Raw genomic sequence first — 17999 nt, 5'->3', positions numbered from 1 at the left:
TCCCTACCGCCGGAGCCAAAAATCCCCAAGACAGCATATAGTCAGCATAAATCGCGACATGCGGTCTTGGACGGTTTTGGCGTTCACACTTCCGAAATCAGGTCCGGTTGACGATCAAGCCAGTCCGATCCGCGATCGGAACCTGTCGAGTTCGCTTTGCGTCGGCGCCTGAGCGGTGAAGGTTTTGACGTAATCCGGGATTCGCGTGAGGCGCAGCGCCAAGTCTTCCTGCACCTGCATCGAAATATAACCGATCTGGACCAGGTACATCGTCCGTGCGCGCACATCCGCTTCGCCGGGTGGATATCCGAACCGCGCGAACATCGCGCGCATGGCCGACAGCCTCCGGTCGTCCGTTGCGTTCACGATGGCCGCGACGCTGTCGGACTGGTGTGCCCAGCCGCGCACCGCGAGGTCGAGTCGCGGTTCGAATCCGCCGCCCGGCAGGAACACGGCAATCACGTTGAGCGCGGCTTCGGCGATCGTTTCGGCAAAGGCGTCGCAGCTGTCCAGAAGACGCCGCGTGTTGGTCTGATCCCAATCATCCAGCAGCGCCTGCAGCACCGCGTCACGGTCTTCGAAGAACCAGTAGAAACTGGTGCGCGAGAGGCCCAGGCGGTTGGCGAGCGGTTGAATTTTGACGGCGTCGATCCCGGAATCGAGAAAGGCCTCGCGCGCCGCAGCCAGCCAGACCTCGCGTGAGCCACGCCAGCCTTTTGTCTTTTCGTCGAGATCTGATGCCTCTGCCATGTCGCAGGTCTACGCGCGGATGTCGCCGCCGACAAGCAAAATGGTCATAGGTGAACATAAACTTTACAGGTATGAACATTCAGCGCAACGCTGTGCCAAACCGCGCGGAGCCCCCATGTCGACCGATCCTCTTCTTCAGCCCTATCAGCTCAAGCATCTGACGCTGCGCAACCGTATCATGACAACCAGTCACGAACCGGCCTATCCCGAGGACGGGATGCCGAAGGCGCGCTATGCGGCCTATCATGCGGAACGCGCCAAGGCAGGGGTGGCCTTGGCCATGACGGCGGGATCGGCGGCCGTGTCCAAGGACAGCCCGCCGGTGTTCAACAACATCCTCGCCTACAAGGACGAGGTGGTGCCCTATATCCGTCAACTCACCGATGCCTGCCACGATCACGGCTGCGCGGTGATGATCCAGCTCACGCACTTGGGGCGGCGCACGACATGGAACAAGGGCAACTGGTTGCCGTCCGTCTCGTCGTCCAAACACCGCGAACCCGCGCACCGGGCGTTCCCCAAGCTGGCCGAGGATTGGGATATCGAACGCATCATCGCCGATTTCGCCGATGCCACAGAGCGGATGAAGGAAGGTGGCATGGACGGGATCGAATTGCAGGTCTACGGCCATCTGCTCGATCAGTTCTGGTCGCCGCTGACCAATGATCTGGACGGACCGTATGGCGGGCAGACGCTCGACAGCCGGATGAAGCTGCTTCTCGACGTGCTGGCGGGTGTCCGAAAGCGCGTGGGTGATGAATTCATCATCGGCGTCCGCTACACCGCCGACGAGGCCGAGGCGGGCGGGATCACACCCGAGGAAGGGATCGAGATCTCGAAACGGCTGGCAGCCACCGGCATGGTGGATTTCCTGAACGTGATCCGGGGCCGTATACACACCGATCCAGCCATGACTGACGTGATTCCGGTGCAGGGCATGAAAAGCGCGCCGCATCTGGATTTCGCAGGCGCCGTTCGTGCTGCGACCGGCATGCCCACCTTCCATGCTGCGCGCATCCCCGATGTGGCCACGGCACGGCATGCCGTGCAGGCGGGGCTTCTGGACATGGTCGGCATGACCCGCGCCCATATGGCTGATCCGCATATCGTGACAAAGATCATCGAAGGGCGCGAGGATGACATCCGACCCTGCGTTGGCGCGACTTACTGTCTGGATCGCATCTATGCCGCCGGTGAGGCGCTCTGCATCCACAACGCCGCGACGGGCCGCGAATTGACCATGCCGCACGAGATCACACCTGCCGCAACTCGCAAGAAGGTGGTGATCGTGGGCGCTGGTCCGGCGGGGCTTGAGGCCGCGCGGGTGGCGGCCGAGCGTGGGCACGATGTGACCGTGTTCGAGGCGCAGCCCGATGCTGGCGGTCAGGTGCGGCTTACCGCGCAGAACCCTCGCCGCCGCGAGATGATCGGCATCATCGACTGGCGCATGTCGCAATGCGCGGCCCGCGATGTGGAGTTCCGCTTCAACACATGGGCCGAGGCGGAGGATGTGACCGGACTCAACCCCGATGTCGTGATCGTCGCCACGGGTGGCCTGCCCAATACCGAGCTGTTCGAAAGCCGGCGCGACTCTGACCTCGTGGTCTCGTCCTGGGACATCATCGCGGGCGATGTGAAGCCCGGCCAGTCGGTCCTGATTTATGACGAAACGGGCGACCACCCCGGCCTCATGGCCGCTGAAGTGGCCGCCAATGCGGGCAGCACCGTCGAGATCATGACGCCCGACCGCACCTTTGCGCCGGATGTGATGGCGATGAACCTCGTGCCCTACATGCGCGCGCTGCAGGACAAGGACGTGACCTTTACCGTCACACGGCGACTCAAGGACGTGCAGCGGGACGGCAACCGCCTGAAGGCCGTGATCGGCACCGACTACAGCGATCACACCAGCGAAAAGACATATGATCAGGTGGTGGTGAACTACGGCACGATGCCGCTGGACGATCTGTATTTCGCTCTCAAACCATTGTCGTCCAACGGCGGAGCTGTGGACTATGACGCGCTCATCGCAGGTCAGCCGCAGGGGGTGGCCCGCAACGAGACCGGCACGTTCCAGCTGTTCCGCATCGGTGACGCGGTCAGCGCGCGCAACACCCACGCCGCGATCTATGACGCGCTGCGCCTGGTCAAGGATATCTGAGGCGCGGTGATGCTCAAATTTCAGGCGGGTTTCAACGTATCCTGCGGCGCGTTTGCGCCTCATCGCGGCGTGAAACCGACGCCGCGCGAGGTGCATCGAAACGCCGGTCGCAAACCGGTTTCGCTGCGTCGCAAATCATGACGTGGCAGCGGAAATTGCGTGCGATTGCGCGATCTAGAGAACCGGGCCCCGGCCCTTGTCATTTCCTCCCACCGCCCTGTGGCGCGTGACCAATCAGAGGTGTCCCATGCTTCGCGAAGCTGATGTTCTGTCCACGTTGATGCGTCGCAAACCTGCCTATTCGCTGGCGCAGGATCTCTATTGCGATCCGGGTGTCTTTCAGGCCGACATGGCGGGGATCTGGTACCGCGAATGGCTGTTCGTGCTGCCCTCCTGCGAGATCCCGAAGCCGGGCAACTACGTCGTCCACGACATCGGGGCCTATTCGGTCGTGATCGTGCGCGGCAACGACAACGAGATCCGCGCCTTCCACAATTCCTGCCGCCATCGCGGGTCGGTTCTGTGCAAGTCGAAAAAGGGATCGAATCCCAAGCTGGTCTGCCCATATCACCAGTGGACCTACGAGCTGGACGGCAAGCTTCTCTGGGCGCGGGACATGGGGCCGGAGTTCGACCCCTCGCAGCACGGTCTGAAGCAGGTGCATTGCCGCAACCTGTCGGGGCTTGTCTATATCTGCCTTGCGGATGACGCGCCCGACATCACCGAGTTTGTCGCGCAAACCGCCCGCTATCTTGCGCCGCATGATCTGGAGAACTCCAAGGTCGCGTTCGAAAGCACCATCATCGAACATGGCAACTGGAAGCTGGTGTGGGAGAACAACCGCGAGTGCTATCACTGTTCGGGCAACCACCCGTCGCTCTGCCGCACCTTCCCCGAAGATCCGCGCTATATCGGGTCGGACAATTCCGGCGTGCTGTCCGAAGTGGCATCAAACCACATCACCCGCTGCGAAGCGGTGGGCGCCCCGTCGGAGTTTCTGGAATCACCGCTTGGGGATTGGCGCTATGTGCGCACGCCGCTTCTCGACAAGGGCGAAAGCTACACGATGGATGGCAAGGTCGCCGTGACCAAGCCGAACTCGTCGATCCCGTTCAAGGATGCCGGGTCGCTTCTCAAGTACAAGTACCCCGGCTGCTGGAACCATTTCCTGTCGGATCACAGCCTTGTCTTCCGCGTCACGCCGATCAGCGCGATGGAAACCGAGGTCTGCACCAAATGGCTGGTCCACAAGGACGCGGTCGAGGGGCAGGATTACGACCTCAAGCGCCTGACCGAAGTGTGGATGGCCACCAATGACGAGGACCGCGAGGTGGTCGAGAACAACCAGCGCGGCATCCAGTCGCCGGCCTATACACCGGGGCCGTATTCGCCGACACATGAGGGCGGCAATATCCAGTTCACCAACTGGTACGCGGACACGATGATCCGGGCGATCACCGGCGGCGCAACCCCGATGGCGGCGGAGTAGGCCATGGCCCTGGATGTTGATCTCAAAGCCTCGGAAGATGCGGGAATCTGGACCGACGGAGAACCGCTGGTCTGCTGCGCCGTGGTGCCCGAGGCACCGAACACGGCGACGTTCAGCTTTGTCTCGCCGTCCGGCAAGCAGTTCCGCTATGAACCCGGGCAATTCCTGACGCTGGAACTGCCGGTGCCCGGCGGCACGCTGTGGAAGACCTACACGATTTCGTCCTCACCGTCGCGCCCGCTGACGATTGGTGTCACGGTCAAGGCGCAGCCTGGCAGCATCGGCACGCGCTGGATGCTGGATCACCTCAAGCCCGGGATGCAGATCAAGGCGACGGGACCGGCGGGCATCTTCACCCTGCCCCGGTCGACCAAGAAGAAGTATCTCTTCCTCTCAGCCGGGTCCGGCATCACGCCATCGCTGTCGATGACCACATATCTCTACGACCGGGGCACCGATGTGGACGTGGTCTTCGTCAACTGCGCGCAGCGCCCGCAGGACATCATCTGCCGCCAGCGGCTCGAACAGATGGCCAGCCGTGTGCCGTCGATAAAGCTGTTCTTCATTGTCGAGGAAGACGACCCCTACCGCGTCTGGACCGGCTTTCGCGGGCGGCTCAACCAGCTGATGATCGGTCTGATCGCGGGTGATTATCTGGAGCGCGAAATCTACTGCTGTGGGCCCGAGCCCTTCATGGACGCGGTGCGCGAGATGCTGATCGGTCTGGGCTACGACATGGACCGCTACCATCAGGAAAGCTTTGTCGCCCCGGTCAAGAAGGAAGAGCAGCTTCCCGAACATGACGACGTCATCCCCGATGACAGCGCCACCGCCAGTGTCGCCTTCGCCCGATCCGACGTGACGGCAGACTGCCTTGAGACCGATACCGTTCTTGCCGTCGCCCGTGGCGCGGGGATCGTCATTCCGTCGGGCTGTACGTTCGGCGTCTGCGGCACGTGCAAGATCCGCAAGACGTCGGGCGAGGTGCACATGGTGCACAACGGCGGGATCTCGGAAGAGGATATCGAGAGTGGCTATATCCTCGCCTGTTGCTCGAAGCCCATCGGCGCGGTCGAGGTGGACATCTGACCCTGCGGACGCTTCAGCCCGCCAGCAGGACACCCAGCGCCATGGTCACCGCCGCCTGAACCGGGTCGATCACCGGAATTCCCAGCTCCGCCTCCAACGGGCGGCGGTGCCGGGCCATTCCGGCACAGCCCAGGATCACAACGCCTGCCCCATGTGCCTCGAGCGTTGCGCCTGCCTCAACCAGTTTCGCAAACGTGCCGTCCCCGCGTGCGCTGTCATCGACGCTCGTGTTGATCGCGACCTCGGCCGCGAAGCGGTCCAGAACCTGCATCCGCGCCATGTAGCGCCGGTGACGCGGGATCGATCCATCGGCCAGCGCGATGATCCCGAACCGATCCGCCCGCACCATCGCGGTCAGCACGCCGCTTTCCTGAATGCCGAACACCGGCTGCGGCACCACCGACCGGCAGGTGTCGAGACCGGGATCGGAATAGCAGGCAATCACAAACGCCCCCGCATCCGGGCGCGATTGCATGAGCTTGGCCAGCGGCAGGATCACGCTGTCGGAATCGCGCTGGCTTTCGATGCCGAACGGGCCTTCCGTCAAGGTCAGGCATTCGATGGTTGGACCACCTTGCAGGCTGAACGCGGCCAGCGCGTCGCTCAGACCATCGGTCACCGCCTGATTGGAGTTCGGATTGATGACCACGATGGGTGCGGTCATTTCAGGATCTCCGCGCCGAAATTGGTGGCCGGGTCGGTTTCCGGCAGGTGCGTGCCCGTCAGACCCGACAGATCGCTGCGCCCGCGTTTCACGAACGCCCCGTCGCCGGGTTTGGCGACCAGAGCGCCCTGATCCACGATCCGCCGTCCACGGGTGAGCACCGTTACAGGCCAGCCAGTGACTTCCATCCCTTCGAACGGGTTATAGTCCATCGCGTCGTGCATCTCGCCCGCGATGCGGGTTTCGGTCGGGTCCCAAATCGCAATGTCGGCATCCGCGCCAATCGCCAGAGTCCCCTTGGTTGGGTGCATGCCATAGAGCCGCGCGGCGTTGGTCGAGGACAGCGCGACGAATTGGTTGAGGTTGATCCTGCCCTTCACCACCCCTTCCGAGAACATCAAGGGCAGGCGCATCTCGATCCCCGGCATGCCATTGGCGATCTTGCGGAAATCCACGTCCCGTCCGTTCGAGAACTTGCCCGTGTCGTCATACCGGAACGGCGCATGGTCGGAAGACACGACGCTGAACGTACCGCGCGCGATGTGCCGCCAGAGCACCTCTTGCGTGTGGGTGTCGCGCAGAGGCGGCGAACAGATGTATTTCGCGCCTTCCATGCCCGGACGGTCCAGATCGTGTTTTGTCAGGAAAAGGTATTGCGGGCAGGTTTCGCCAAAGACATAGGCCCCATCCGCCCGCGCATTCGCCACCAGTTCCGCACCTTTCGGCGTGGAGACATGCACGATCATCAGCGGCGCATTGGTCAGCTTGGACAGGCTGATCGCGCGGTTGATCGCCTCTTCCTCGGCCAGACCGGGGCGCGCGGGGGCGTGGTATTTGGGGTCGGTATAGCCGTTGTCCGCCAGGGCGGAGGCCATCCATGTCAGCATGTCGTGGTTTTCAGCGTGCACCATGGTCAGCCCACCATGCCGCCGCGCGACGGTCAGGATGTCGAGAAACTGCGCATCGCTGACGCGGGTGGCGTAGGTCATGAAGACCTTGAACGAAGTGATGCCCCGGTCAAACACGCCCGGCAGTTCCTCGAGAACCGACGGGTTCGGATCGGTCAGGATCAGGTGGTAGGAATAGTCGATCACCGATTTGGGGGCCGCGCGACCGTCATAGGTGGCCAGCGTGTCGGCCACGCTCTGCCCCGGTTTCTGCGCCGCAAAGGGAACGAAACAGGAATTGCCCCCGAACGCGGCCGAGATCGACCCGGATTCGTAATCATCCGAGGTCATGAGCCCCATGCCGCTTTCCTGCGCGATATGGCAATGCGCCTCGATCCCGCCGGGCAGGACCAGCTTGCCGGTGGCGTCGATCACATCGTCGCCGCTCAGGTCATGGCCCAGTGTCGCGATCTTGCCGTCCCTGATACCCAGATCCGCGCGGAAGGTCTCGGACGCGGTGGCGAGTGTGCCGCCCTTGATCACCAGATCATGCTGCATGGTCCTTTTCCCCCTTAACCCAGTTCCGCCAGCTTGCGCTCCAGCCGCTCCATCAACCGCGTCAGTTCGGCGTGGTCGGCCTTGGTCATGGACGGCCCCGGCGCGCGCACCTTGGGGGCGGCCAGCACGCCGCGCCGGTGCAGGATTTCCTTGCGGATGGCAAGGCCGATGCCAAGCTGCTGTTCGTAGCGGACCATCGGCAGATAGGCGTCGAACAGGTCCTCCGCCCCGTCCACATCCCCCGCCTTGTGCCGTTCGACCACCTGAACCAGCATCTCGGGGTAGGCAAAGCCGGTCATCGCCCCGTCCGCGCCCCGCGCCAGTTCCTGCGGCAGGAAAAGTGCGGCGTTGCCCGTCAGGATCGACAGGCGCGGAGTATCGGCCGTGCCGCTTTCGGCCCGCACGCGCGACAGCTTGTTCAGCCCCGGCCAATCCTCGTGCTTCAGCATGACGATCTGGTCGTGGTCGCGGGTCAGTTGCAGGATCGTCTCGACGCTGAATTGCACACCGGTGGTCTGCGGGTAGTCCTGCACACAAACCGGCACTTCCGGTCCCAACGCGTCGCAGACCTGCGCGAAGTAGCCCCGCAGTTTGACCTCGGTCCCCAGCCCCGGCATCGGTGCGACCATCACACCCGCGGCACCCGCCTCCATCACGCTGTGCGACAGCCGCGCCATGTTGTCCAATCCGGCACCGGATACGCCCACCACCACAGGCACACGGCCCGCAACACGGTCAAGAACATGCCGGGCAAACTGCGCCGACTCCTCACCCGAGAGTTTCGGCGCTTCGCCCATGATGCCGAGGATGGTCATGCCGGTGACACCGCAGTCGAGGTAGAAATCCACCATCCGGTCGGTGCTGTCCAAATCCAGCGCGCCATCCTCGGCAAAAGGTGTTGCCGCGATGATGAAAACGCCTTCGGAGGTCCGGTCGATTTTCTGGACCATATGTGCTCTCCCTGTCTGTGTGATCGGTCTGATGCCGTGCTTCGCTGGAATGATAGCGGCCCGCGCCGGGCCGCGCGACCGGATTGTCATGGGGCCGACACGAAACCGCCCGGCCCCGGCAGGTCCGGGACCGGGCGGCCGGTCTGTCGATGTGCTCCCCGATCAGCCGACGGTGACCGTCAGCGATCCCAGCCCTTCGATCGACATCTCCATCGTGTCACCCTTGACCACCGGCCCCACGCCGGACGGCGTGCCAGACAGGATCACGTCGCCAGGCGCCAGTTCGAAATATTCGGACAGGTACGAGATCATTTCCGGGACTTTCCAGATCATCTGGTTCAGATCGCCTTCCTGGCGCACCTCGCCATTGACCTTGAGCTCCACCCGGCCCTGATCGGGATGACCCACCTCTTCAACTCGGTGAATCGGTCCGCAGGGGGCGGACTGTTCGAACGCCTTGCCGATTTCCCAGGGACGGCCCGCTTTCTTGGCGATTCCCTGAAGGTCGCGGCGTGTCATGTCGAGCGCCAGCCCGTAGCCGTAGACATGGTCGAGCGCCGACGACACCGGAATGTTCGTACCACCGGTTTTCAATGCCACCAGCATCTCGGCTTCATGATGCACATCGGATGTGTGCGGAGGGTAAGGAAAGCTGTCTGACGTGCTGAGATTGTTGGCGTTTTTCTGAAAGAAGAACGGGTCTTCACGGTCCGGATCATGACCCATCTCGATGGCATGGGCGGCGTAGTTTCGCCCGATGCAGTAGATGCGGCGGACCGGGAACATCGCCTCCTGTCCAGCTACGGGAAGGGCCACGACAGGCGGTGTTTCGATTGCGTATTGGGTCATGCGGTTCTCCGGATTTTCTCTAGCCGTTGGGGTGGATTAGCCCAGCACCATTCGTAAATCAATCTGGGTTGGGCGACCAATTGCAAGAAAAATCATTGATTGATCGCCCAATATGGGCTTAGATTTTCCCAAATACGCCCGAAAGGGTGAAAATTGGTCGACCAATATGAGGCCCAAGCATGTTGATGAATTCGGTCGCGGTGGATGCGGATGACGTGGTAGCAAAGCTGCGCGCCTATATCGCGGAAGGCGGCTACAAGCCTGGCGACCGGCTCGAATCCGAGCGAGACCTGATCGTCCGGCTTGATGTGACGCGTGCCCGCCTGCGCCGCGCACTCGATTCGCTGGAGCATGAAGGGATGATCTGGCGGCACGTGGGCAAAGGCACCTTCATCGCCTCGCCCAATGTCACCTCGGGTCCCAGCAACCTCAAGACGCTCAGCCAGCAGGTGACACCGGTCCAGCTGATGCGCGCGCGCCTGTCACTGGAGCCTGCCATCGCCCGCGAGGCGGCGCTGCATGCGTCCGAAGATGCGGTGCAGAGGCTGAAGCAATCCCGCGACCGCGCGACCGAGGCTCCGACCTGGGATGAGTACGAGGCGCAGGACGACAATTTTCATCGCAATCTCGCCGAGGCAACCGACAACGTGCTGCTGCTCTCGCTGTTCGATCATCTGAACGCGGTGCGGCGCGCGGTGGCCTGGAACATGGTGGTGCGCAGTTCGGACCGCCCGCCGCGCACCCATTCCAGCTTTGCCGAACATGACGCCATCGTCGCTGCCATCGAAGCGCGTGATCCCAAATCCGCGCAGGAGGCGATGCGCGCGCATCTGGGTTCCGTGTCCGCACGGCTCTTCGGAGAGGGGTGACAACACGAGCAAGTTTCGCGGGACAACAAGAACAAAACCGCCCGCACAGACGACGATCCAAATGATCTCAGGGAGGAGAGACATGTTTCGATTTCTGAAAGCCGCCGCGGTTGCGGCAGTGGTTCTGCCAGCCACCATCGGCCTGACGGCCGGTCCGGCGCAGGCCGAGAAAATCCGCATCGCGCTTGCGGAGACCCCGTCGGACGAACTTGCCGCGTTCTTCGTCGCGCTTGATCGGGCCAAGGCCAATGGTCTGGACTACGAATGGACAGCCTTCTCGGACGAGGAACTCGCCATTCAGTCGGTGCTGAGCGGCCAGATGGATATCGGGTTCGGCACGCCATATGCGGCAATGCAGCGTTCCAAGGCCCCGCTGCGGATCATCTTCCAGCTGTCAAAACTCAAGTTCTTTCCGGTCACGACCAAGAAATACAGCTCTCTCGAAGATCTGAACGGCGAGCCGATCCTGCTGCATTCCCGTGGTGGCGGTACGGATTCCATTGCGAACGTGATCGAAGACCGCGTCGGCATCACCTTTGGCGAGCGGTCCTACGTACCCGGGTCGTCCAATCGGGTGGCTGCCCTTCTGGGCGGTCGTGCGGATGCCACCATTATTGACTTGTCCAACAAGAACAAACTGATGCGCAGCGAAGCTGGTGAAAACTTCAACGTGCTCGAGATGTTCGACGTGGACGCCAGTGACGAGGCGCTGTTCGGCAACCTGGACTGGATTCAGCAGAACGAGGAAGACGTGGCGATCTTCGTGAATGCCCTTGTCAGTGTCTGGCAGGACATGGCCAAGGACCCCACCATAATCCGCCGGGAAACCGATCCCGATGGCCCGATCGGGCAGCTGCCCGCCGAGATCCTGGGTCAGCTGGACGACTTCTACCGCGATGCGGTCGAGGGTGGGCTCTATGACCCGAACGGTGGTGGCCGCAAGGCGGCAATGGCCGACATGGAATGGTACTCGGCGGCAGGTCAGCTCGAAGGGTCGCCGGATGAGCTCAACATCGAGGATTTCTGGTATCTCGCGCCGCTTGACGCCGCGATGAACTGATCCCGAGCACCGTTGCTGCGCGGAGCGACCGCGCAGCGACACCCTGCCCTGTCACCGGAAAGAGACCGTTCGATGCCGAACCGTGCCTTGCTTCTGAAACTGCTCTCGGCCGTGATCCTGTTCGGCGCGTGGGAAATCGCGGGCCGCGTGCCCGTCAGTTTCGCATTCCCGACCTTCCTCGACTCCATGAGTGCGCTGCTGGCGATGACGCTGGATGGGTCGATCTTCGACGCCTATGCCGAAACGTTGAAACCGCTCGCCATCGGGGTCGCAATCTCTGCCGTTCTGGGCATTGCCATCGGCCTTTGGGTGGGACTCAGCAGCACGTTCGACTGGCTGTTCTCGCCGATCTTCATCGTCATGCAGGCTGCCCCGCTGGCCGCGCTCATACCGCTTCTGGTTCTCGCCTACGGCATCGGGCTCACCTCAAAGGTGCTGGTCGTGTGCATCATGGCGATGCCAGTGATCGTTCTGAACACATCAGGAGCGGTCCGCAACACACCGGAATCGTTCAAGGAAATGGGACGCTCTTTCCTTGCATCCGAAACCGCCATCATCCTGAGGATCATCATTCCCGCCGCATCCCCCGTGATCTTTGCAGGCCTGCGTCTGGGTATTTCGGCGGGTTTCATCGGGGCGATCCTGTCCGAGCTGAAGATTACCCCCACAGGTGTGGGCGACATCATCACCTACAGCCGGTCGATTGCGGATTATCCCAGCATGTATGCCGCGATCTTCTCGATCATCCTGCTGGCGGTGCTGTTCCTCAACCTGCTCGAAAAGGTCGAGACCACCCTCTTCAAAGGAAACCAACGTGACTATGTCTCAAACTAAGGAAAAGATCACGCCAGCGGCGGCCGCCGGGTACGAAAGCGCGGTCTCGGCCCGCAACATCTCCAAGAACTATGGAGAGGTCGAAGCCCTGCGCAACATGTCACTGGAGTTTCCGCGCGGGCAGCTGACATCGCTGTTGGGTCCGTCGGGCTGTGGCAAGACGACCTTGCTCAAGATCATCGCAGGTCTTCTGGAACCGACATCGGGTGAAATCGAGGTCAATGGCAAACGCGTCACCGGCCCTGGCCCGGACCGTGCCTTCGTGTTTCAGGACTTTGCGCTGTTGCCCTGGGCGACCGTGCTTCGGAACGTGGCCTTTGGCCTCGAAATGCGGGGCGTTGCCGCGTCAGAGCGCGAAGCACGGGCCGAGAAATACATCAAGGAAGTCGGTCTGGCCGGCTTTGAGAACAGCTATCCGCACGAATTGTCCGGCGGGATGCGCCAGCGCGTTGGTCTGGCCCGCGCTCTTGCCGTCGATGCCGAAGTGCTGCTGATGGACGAGCCGTTTTCGGCTGTCGATGAGCAGACCCGGCGCAAGTTTCAGGAAGATCTGCTGCAGCTTGTGCAGAACGAGAACAAGACCTTCATCTTCGTGACACATTCCATCGAAGAGGCGGTCTACGTATCCGACCAGATCGCGATCCTGCTGCCGCGCCCCAGCCGCGTGTCCGAGATCATCCGCCCGACAAGCTTCCGGAACAAGGGTGTCGACAACATTCGCCGCGACCCGGAATACCTTGATATCGTGGATCAAATCTGGGCCTCGCTTAGAAGCTACGTGGAATGAGGCGGGCGCGATGATACTGTTCGGATACCGCCTTCCCGGAATGTCCTCGCTGCTGCTCTGGGGACTGCTCTGGGAGATCGTTGGCCAACTGGGCGTGACCTTCTTTGTGCCACCCTTGAGCGAGGTTCTGGGAACCCTGTTTGAAATCCTCGGCACCGCGTCGTTCCAGAAGGCGCTTTTCGAAACCGCGTATGCCTTTCTTGCGGGCGTGTTCTTTGCAATCGTGATCGGCATTCCGACCGGTATCCTGATGGGCAAAAGTCGCCTCCTGGACGAATTGCTGCTGCCTTGGGTCAACGTGTTCCTCAGCGCACCGTTGACGGCACTCGTGCCGGTTCTGATGGTGCTGTTCGGCTTCGGCATGAAGTCGATCATCATCACCACCACGCTGTTCGCGATCTGGATCATCATCCTGAACTCCCGCGCCGGAGATGGTATGGTTGCCGCCCTTCCCCGAGAGGCATCAACGTGCCAACATTTGTGGAGGTTAAGACCACAGAAATGAAGAAGGACGACATCATGAAAGATACAATGATCGGGGTAGATTTGGCAAAGCGCGTTTTTCATCTTCACGTCGCGTCGATGACGGGGGAAGTGAAAGATCGCAAGAAGCTGACGCCGGACCAGTTTCGGCGCTACATGTCCGACGTTCCTGAATGCGTTGTTGTTTTTGAAGCCTGCGGAAGCGCCCACTACTGGTCACGCGAGATGCTGGCACTTGGTCATGATGCTCGGATTATTCCAGCGCAATACGTGAAGCCATTCGTCAAGCGCCATAAAAATGACAGGAATGACGCTGAGGCGATCGTTGTGGCTGCACAGCGGCCGGACATGAGGTTCGCTACGGTGAAATCAGAAGATCAACAAGCGCGTGCGGTGGTCTTTCGTACGCGGGAACGACTTGTGCATCAGCGTACGGAGTTGGTGAACGCTCTGAGGTCTGCCCTTTACGAATACGGTCATGTTTTCCCGGTGGGCATCGCACATCTGAAAAAGATCGAGGAGCTTCTTCAGAACCCACATTGCGACCTGCCGACCCTTGTCGTGACGGAGTGCCAGGACCTGCTGGCGCAAATTGCTGAGAAGACCGAGCGCATCAACGCGAAGAAAACGCTCATCAAGGAACTCGCAAAAGAGAGTGATGTCGCCAGGCGACTCCAAACCATGCCGGGTGTCGGTCCGATAACAGCACTGGCGGTGGAAGCGTTTGCCCCTGACATGGCGCAATTCTCCTGCGGTCGTGACTTTGCAGCCTGGCTGGGACTGGTGCCGCTCCAAAACTCGACAGGCGGAAAGAGCCGATTGGGAAAGATGTCCAAAATGGGTCAAGCCGATATCCGGCGGCTTTTGATCATCGGGGCAATGTCACGGATTGTTGGCCGTGCGCGGCATACCATTCCAGACGACAGCTGGCTTGGCAGGAAAGTAGCTGCAAAACCGAAAATGCTAGTCGGCATCACGCTGGCCAACAAGATGGCGCGCCAGATCTGGGCGATGCTGACGAAGAGCCAGGATTATAGAGATCCGGCACTGGTGGGTGCGGCATGAGCCTCATGCCATAAACTGCAAGTGTCGGTGCCAAGGGGAGTGTGAGAGAGTTATGACCTGAATGGGCGCAACGATCGAATAGATCTGGATTGGGAAACCCATAGTCGAACTTAGAGCCACGAGCTCTTCCCGGAGATTTGGCCCTAATCTGCTGATCACCATACCGGCCGCGGCTTCTGGAAACGCCGCTTAGTATAGGCCTGAAAGAAGCACGCAATCGATCACACGCACAAACAGTCAGAAAAACTCTTGCACCACGGGCGGCAACCAAAGAAGTTCGACAGATCAACAGGTCCCTGATCGAAATGGCGCGGAGTTTCGGTGCATCGCCCACGGACGCCTTCTTCAAGATCTATTTCTGGGCCGCCCTGCCCGAGATCCTCGGCGGTGTGCGGATCGGCATCATCCGGGCGGTGAAAGGCGTGATCATCGGCCAGCTTCTGATCTCGATCGTGGGGTTTGGCGCCCTGTTCGAACTCTATTCTGCCAACTTCCTGATGGGGCATTTCTGGGCCGTGCTGATCGTGCTCTTCGCACTTGCTTTCACGATCTCGGAGTTCCTCGCCTATCTCGAACGGCGCGTGTCCTACTACGCGGCCAAGCGGTGATCGGAATGGAGGCAGAAACCGCGTGAGTCACCTGACCCTGACATTGGCCACCTGGGACCACGACCGCGTGATGGCGCTGCACGACGGGCGCGTCACGGTGCCGGGTGTCACGCTGGAAAGCCACATCCACCCGACCTCCAAGCTGTTCCCCTGGGCGGTTCAGGAGGCACGGTTCGACATCACCGAGATGTCGGTGTCGAGCTATGTGCTGCAATTGTCGCGCGGCGGGTCGGACTATACGGCGATCCCTGCCTTCGTCAGCCGCGCTTTCCGGCACAGCGGGTTCTTTGCCCGCGCGGGTTCCGGCATCGAAAGCCCGGCGGATTTCGCGGGCCGCCGGATCGGCGTGCCGGAATACCAGATGACCGCAGCACTCTGGATGCGAGGTATTCTGGCGGATGAATACGGCGTGGCCTGCGACCAAATCCACTGGCGCACCGGCGCCCTGGATGAAGGTGTGCGCCGCGAGCGGCTGGAACTGGCGCTGCCCGAAGGCATGGTGGTCGAGCCGATCACCGAAGGCGACACGCTTCAGGACATGCTCCTGCGCGGGGAAATCGACGGGCTGTTGGCTCCAAAGCCACCGCAGGCGTTCTTGGACGGAAACCCCGACCTTGTTCGCCTGATCCCCGATTTCGAGGCGGCCGAACAAGCCTATCACGCCAAGACCGGCTTCTTCCCGATCATGCATCTGATCGGCATCCGCAAATCCGTGGCCGAGCAATATCCCGAACTGCCGCGCGCGCTCTATGACGCCTTCGTGCAATCGCGGGACATGGCCATGGCACGGCTGCGGTCGGTCTGGCTTGGCAACGCCAACCGCATGACCCTGCCCTGGCTCAATTCCGCGATGGAACGGACGCTGGCCAGCATGGGCCCAGATTATTGGAGCTATGGCTGCAACGCCAACATGGCCGAGATCGACGCGATTTGCCGCTATTCGCTGGACCAGCACCTTGCCGCTGGACCGGTTGCTCCTGAAGCGCTGTTTCATTCGTCGGTTCTGGACACCTGAGATGATGGAGATGTGGCACGCAGGATTGGGATGGCCGACCGCAAGCGCATTGCTCGCCGTCAGCTTTGCCAGCTCCTTCATCACGATTGCCTTTGGCATCGGCGGCGGTGCGGTGATGCTGGCAGTACTGGCGACGCTGCTGCCTGCGTCTGCAATCGTTCCGGTACACGGTCTGGTGCAACTGGGTTCGAACGCCGGGCGCGCGGCCATCATGACGCGCTATATGCGGTTCGACCTGCTGGGTCCGTTCGCGCTTGGGGCAGTGATCGGGATCATCCTTGGCGGCTCTGTTGTGGTGCAGCTTGAACCAGGGTGGATTCAGATCGGCGTGGGCCTTTTCATCCTGTGGTCCGTCATCGCCAAACCGCCCGCGTTCCTACGGCAATCCGGTGTGGTGACGGGCGTGTTTTCCAGCTTTCTGACCATGTTCTTCGGCGGCACCGGGCCGTTCGTGGCCACCTATGTCAAGGCGCAGGACCTTGAACGTCATGCCCATGTCGCGACCCACGCGATGTTCATGACGTTGCAGCACCTGCTCAAGACCGTGGCCTTCGGCATTCTGGGCTTCGCCTTCAGCATCTGGGCCGGGCTGATCGTTCTGCTGATCGCCGCCGGGGTGCTGGGCACGCTGGCCGGGCGTGTGATGCTGGCGAGGATCGACGACCGGCGCTTCCGGATCGTGCTCAACGCCATACTGACGCTACTGGCGGCGCGGCTCATCTATGCCGGGGCCGTCGACATCTTTTTCACGAATGCGCCTCAGCTGACGACAGGAGGACAAGACTGACCCGCAGGAAGACAGCGCGCCCCTGCGGAGGACCACCCACAGCGCGTGTGAACTGGACCATGAAAACGGGAGGAAACCATGTCCATGAAACCGATGATCACCCGCCGGACCCTGCTGGGAACAGGTGCCGCTGCCGCAACGATGACCCTCGCCACACCGGGCCTCTTGCGGGCGAACACCTTCCCCGAACGAAACTTCAACGTCTATATCCCGACCGCTGAAGGCGGCGGCGCAGACCGCAACTTCCGCGCGTTCTCGAGCGTGTGGAAAACCCGCCTTGGTGTTGAATTCGAACCCAGCTTCTATCCGGGCGCATCCGGCCGCGTGGGATACGAGATCTACATGGGCAAGGCCGAGCCAGATGCCTACAACCTGCTTTTCGGCAATATCGGGCCGGAAGTGCTGAATTGGGCAATGCAGGCCCCCAGCTTTGACATCAACGACTACATCTATTTCGGACAGGTCGACAAAGACCCCTGTTGTCTGTTCGTGGGTGCGGAAAGCCCGCTTCAGACGATGGATGACATCATTGCGGCGGCCAAGACCCGCAAGCTCAATGTCGGCACCAGCCGCATGGCGCACCCGGCGTCGATCGGGCTTCTGGCTCTGGGCGACAAGCTGGGGCTGGATTTCAACCTGATCCCGCTGCAGGGCGGAAAGGGCACCGTCGCCGGTGCCGTCACCGGCGAGGTCGATTTCTCGGTCCTCACATCGGGTTCCGTGATCGCGGCGGGCGATGCGGTGAAAACGCTTCTGGTCTTCGGCAACAACATCGTCGGTGAGGCGCTCGACAATGCCCCGAGCATCAATGACGCCTACGATATGGACCTGCCGGAAATGCTGTCCACCCGTGCCTTCGGCATCCACAAGAAGGCGGTGGACGATTATCCGGACCGCTTCGAGGTGCTGACCCGGACCTTCAAGGAAACCCACGAAGACCCGGCCCTGATGGAAGCCTACATCGCCTCCAAGGGGCAGCCCGAGTACCTCGTCTACGCAGGGGTCGAGGAATGCGAGGCCGAGAAGGCCGCGATGCTCGAACTGGGCGCGCGCTACAAGTCGCTGCTCAGCGGCGCGTAATTCCAAGAACTCCG

18 protein-coding genes are annotated in these 17999 nt (G+C 61.5%); 13 read left to right on the top strand and 5 right to left on the bottom strand.

Going from position 1 to position 17999, the window contains the following annotated elements:
- Positions 1 to 114 precede the first annotated feature (114 nt).
- Complete coding sequence (locus MRY75_RS13590) at positions 115 to 750, bottom strand: TetR/AcrR family transcriptional regulator (protein ID WP_292308550.1); 636 nt, start codon at positions 748 to 750, stop codon at positions 115 to 117.
- Between the two features lie 115 nt (positions 751 to 865).
- Here MRY75_RS13590 and MRY75_RS13585 point away from each other — a divergent pair, with 115 nt between their 5' ends.
- The 3 genes from MRY75_RS13585 (at position 866) to MRY75_RS13575 (ending at position 5489) form a co-directional block, all read left to right on the top strand.
- Positions 866 to 2911, top strand: a complete 2046-nt coding sequence (locus tag MRY75_RS13585; RefSeq protein ID WP_292308549.1) for an NADH:flavin oxidoreductase — start codon at positions 866 to 868, stop codon at positions 2909 to 2911.
- Positions 2912 to 3158: 247 nt separating this feature from the next.
- Positions 3159 to 4400, top strand: a complete 1242-nt coding sequence (locus tag MRY75_RS13580; protein WP_292308548.1) for an aromatic ring-hydroxylating dioxygenase subunit alpha — start codon at positions 3159 to 3161, stop codon at positions 4398 to 4400.
- A 3-nt stretch (positions 4401 to 4403) separates the two neighbouring features.
- Positions 4404 to 5489 (top strand): hybrid-cluster NAD(P)-dependent oxidoreductase, encoded by a 1086-nt coding sequence (locus MRY75_RS13575; protein ID WP_292308547.1) that lies wholly within the window; start codon positions 4404 to 4406, stop codon positions 5487 to 5489.
- Between the two features lie 13 nt (positions 5490 to 5502).
- On the opposite strand, the gene MRY75_RS13570 is transcribed toward MRY75_RS13575, so the two are convergent.
- The 4 genes from MRY75_RS13570 to MRY75_RS13555 form a co-directional block, all read right to left on the bottom strand.
- On the bottom strand, positions 5503 to 6153 hold the full coding sequence (locus tag MRY75_RS13570; protein ID WP_292308546.1) for an aspartate/glutamate racemase family protein: 651 nt from the start codon (positions 6151 to 6153) through the stop codon (positions 5503 to 5505).
- Positions 6150 to 7598 carry a dihydropyrimidinase gene (gene hydA / locus MRY75_RS13565; RefSeq protein WP_292308545.1) on the bottom strand — a complete coding sequence of 483 codons (1449 nt, stop codon included), beginning with the start codon at positions 7596 to 7598 and terminating at the stop codon, positions 6150 to 6152. The genes MRY75_RS13570 and hydA overlap by 4 nt, the downstream gene beginning before the upstream one ends.
- 14 nt (positions 7599 to 7612) lie before the next feature.
- Positions 7613 to 8548: a dihydrodipicolinate synthase family protein gene (locus tag MRY75_RS13560; protein ID WP_292308544.1), complete on the bottom strand. Its 936-nt coding sequence runs from the start codon at positions 8546 to 8548 to the stop codon at positions 7613 to 7615.
- A gap of 162 nt (positions 8549 to 8710) precedes the next feature.
- Positions 8711 to 9397, bottom strand: a complete 687-nt coding sequence (locus tag MRY75_RS13555; RefSeq protein ID WP_292308543.1) for a fumarylacetoacetate hydrolase family protein — start codon at positions 9395 to 9397, stop codon at positions 8711 to 8713.
- Positions 9398 to 9576: 179 nt separating this feature from the next.
- On the opposite strand from MRY75_RS13555, the gene MRY75_RS13550 reads away from it, so the two are divergent.
- The 10 genes from MRY75_RS13550 to MRY75_RS13505 all read left to right on the top strand — a co-directional run bounded on the left by MRY75_RS13550 (position 9577) and on the right by MRY75_RS13505 (position 17985).
- Positions 9577 to 10266: an FCD domain-containing protein gene (locus MRY75_RS13550; RefSeq protein WP_292308542.1), complete on the top strand. Its 690-nt coding sequence runs from the start codon at positions 9577 to 9579 to the stop codon at positions 10264 to 10266.
- 82 nt (positions 10267 to 10348) lie between these two features.
- Positions 10349 to 11326 carry an ABC transporter substrate-binding protein gene (locus tag MRY75_RS13545; RefSeq protein ID WP_292308541.1) on the top strand — a complete coding sequence of 326 codons (978 nt, stop codon included), beginning with the start codon at positions 10349 to 10351 and terminating at the stop codon, positions 11324 to 11326.
- A gap of 72 nt (positions 11327 to 11398) precedes the next feature.
- On the top strand, positions 11399 to 12160 hold the full coding sequence (locus tag MRY75_RS13540; protein WP_292308540.1) for an ABC transporter permease: 762 nt from the start codon (positions 11399 to 11401) through the stop codon (positions 12158 to 12160).
- Positions 12147 to 12947 (top strand): ABC transporter ATP-binding protein, encoded by an 801-nt coding sequence (locus MRY75_RS13535; protein WP_292308554.1) that lies wholly within the window; start codon positions 12147 to 12149, stop codon positions 12945 to 12947. Before MRY75_RS13540 ends, MRY75_RS13535 begins: the two co-directional genes overlap by 14 nt.
- Before the next feature lie 10 nt (positions 12948 to 12957).
- Positions 12958 to 13452 (top strand): ABC transporter permease, encoded by a 495-nt coding sequence (locus tag MRY75_RS13530; protein ID WP_292308539.1) that lies wholly within the window; start codon positions 12958 to 12960, stop codon positions 13450 to 13452.
- A gap of 14 nt (positions 13453 to 13466) precedes the next feature.
- Positions 13467 to 14495, top strand: a complete 1029-nt coding sequence (locus MRY75_RS13525) for an IS110 family transposase (RefSeq protein ID WP_292308538.1) — start codon at positions 13467 to 13469, stop codon at positions 14493 to 14495.
- A 176-nt stretch (positions 14496 to 14671) separates the two neighbouring features.
- Positions 14672 to 15103 (top strand): ABC transporter permease subunit, encoded by a 432-nt coding sequence (locus MRY75_RS13520; protein WP_366934932.1) that lies wholly within the window; start codon positions 14672 to 14674, stop codon positions 15101 to 15103.
- A gap of 22 nt (positions 15104 to 15125) precedes the next feature.
- A complete protein-coding gene (locus MRY75_RS13515; protein ID WP_292308537.1) occupies positions 15126 to 16118 on the top strand; it encodes a 4,5-dihydroxyphthalate decarboxylase in 993 nt (330 codons plus the stop codon).
- Position 16119: 1 nt separating this feature from the next.
- Positions 16120 to 16905 carry a sulfite exporter TauE/SafE family protein gene (locus MRY75_RS13510; RefSeq protein WP_292308536.1) on the top strand — a complete coding sequence of 262 codons (786 nt, stop codon included), beginning with the start codon at positions 16120 to 16122 and terminating at the stop codon, positions 16903 to 16905.
- Positions 16906 to 16983: 78 nt separating this feature from the next.
- Positions 16984 to 17985, top strand: coding sequence for a tripartite tricarboxylate transporter substrate-binding protein (locus tag MRY75_RS13505; protein ID WP_292308535.1), 1002 nt, complete (start codon positions 16984 to 16986; stop codon positions 17983 to 17985).
- Positions 17986 to 17999 lie beyond the last annotated feature (14 nt).

It is taken from the genome of Marivita sp., assembly GCF_022763305.1.
Classification (GTDB): Bacteria; Pseudomonadota; Alphaproteobacteria; order Rhodobacterales; family Rhodobacteraceae; genus Marivita.
This window is presented reverse-complemented; position numbering and strand designations above follow the sequence as displayed.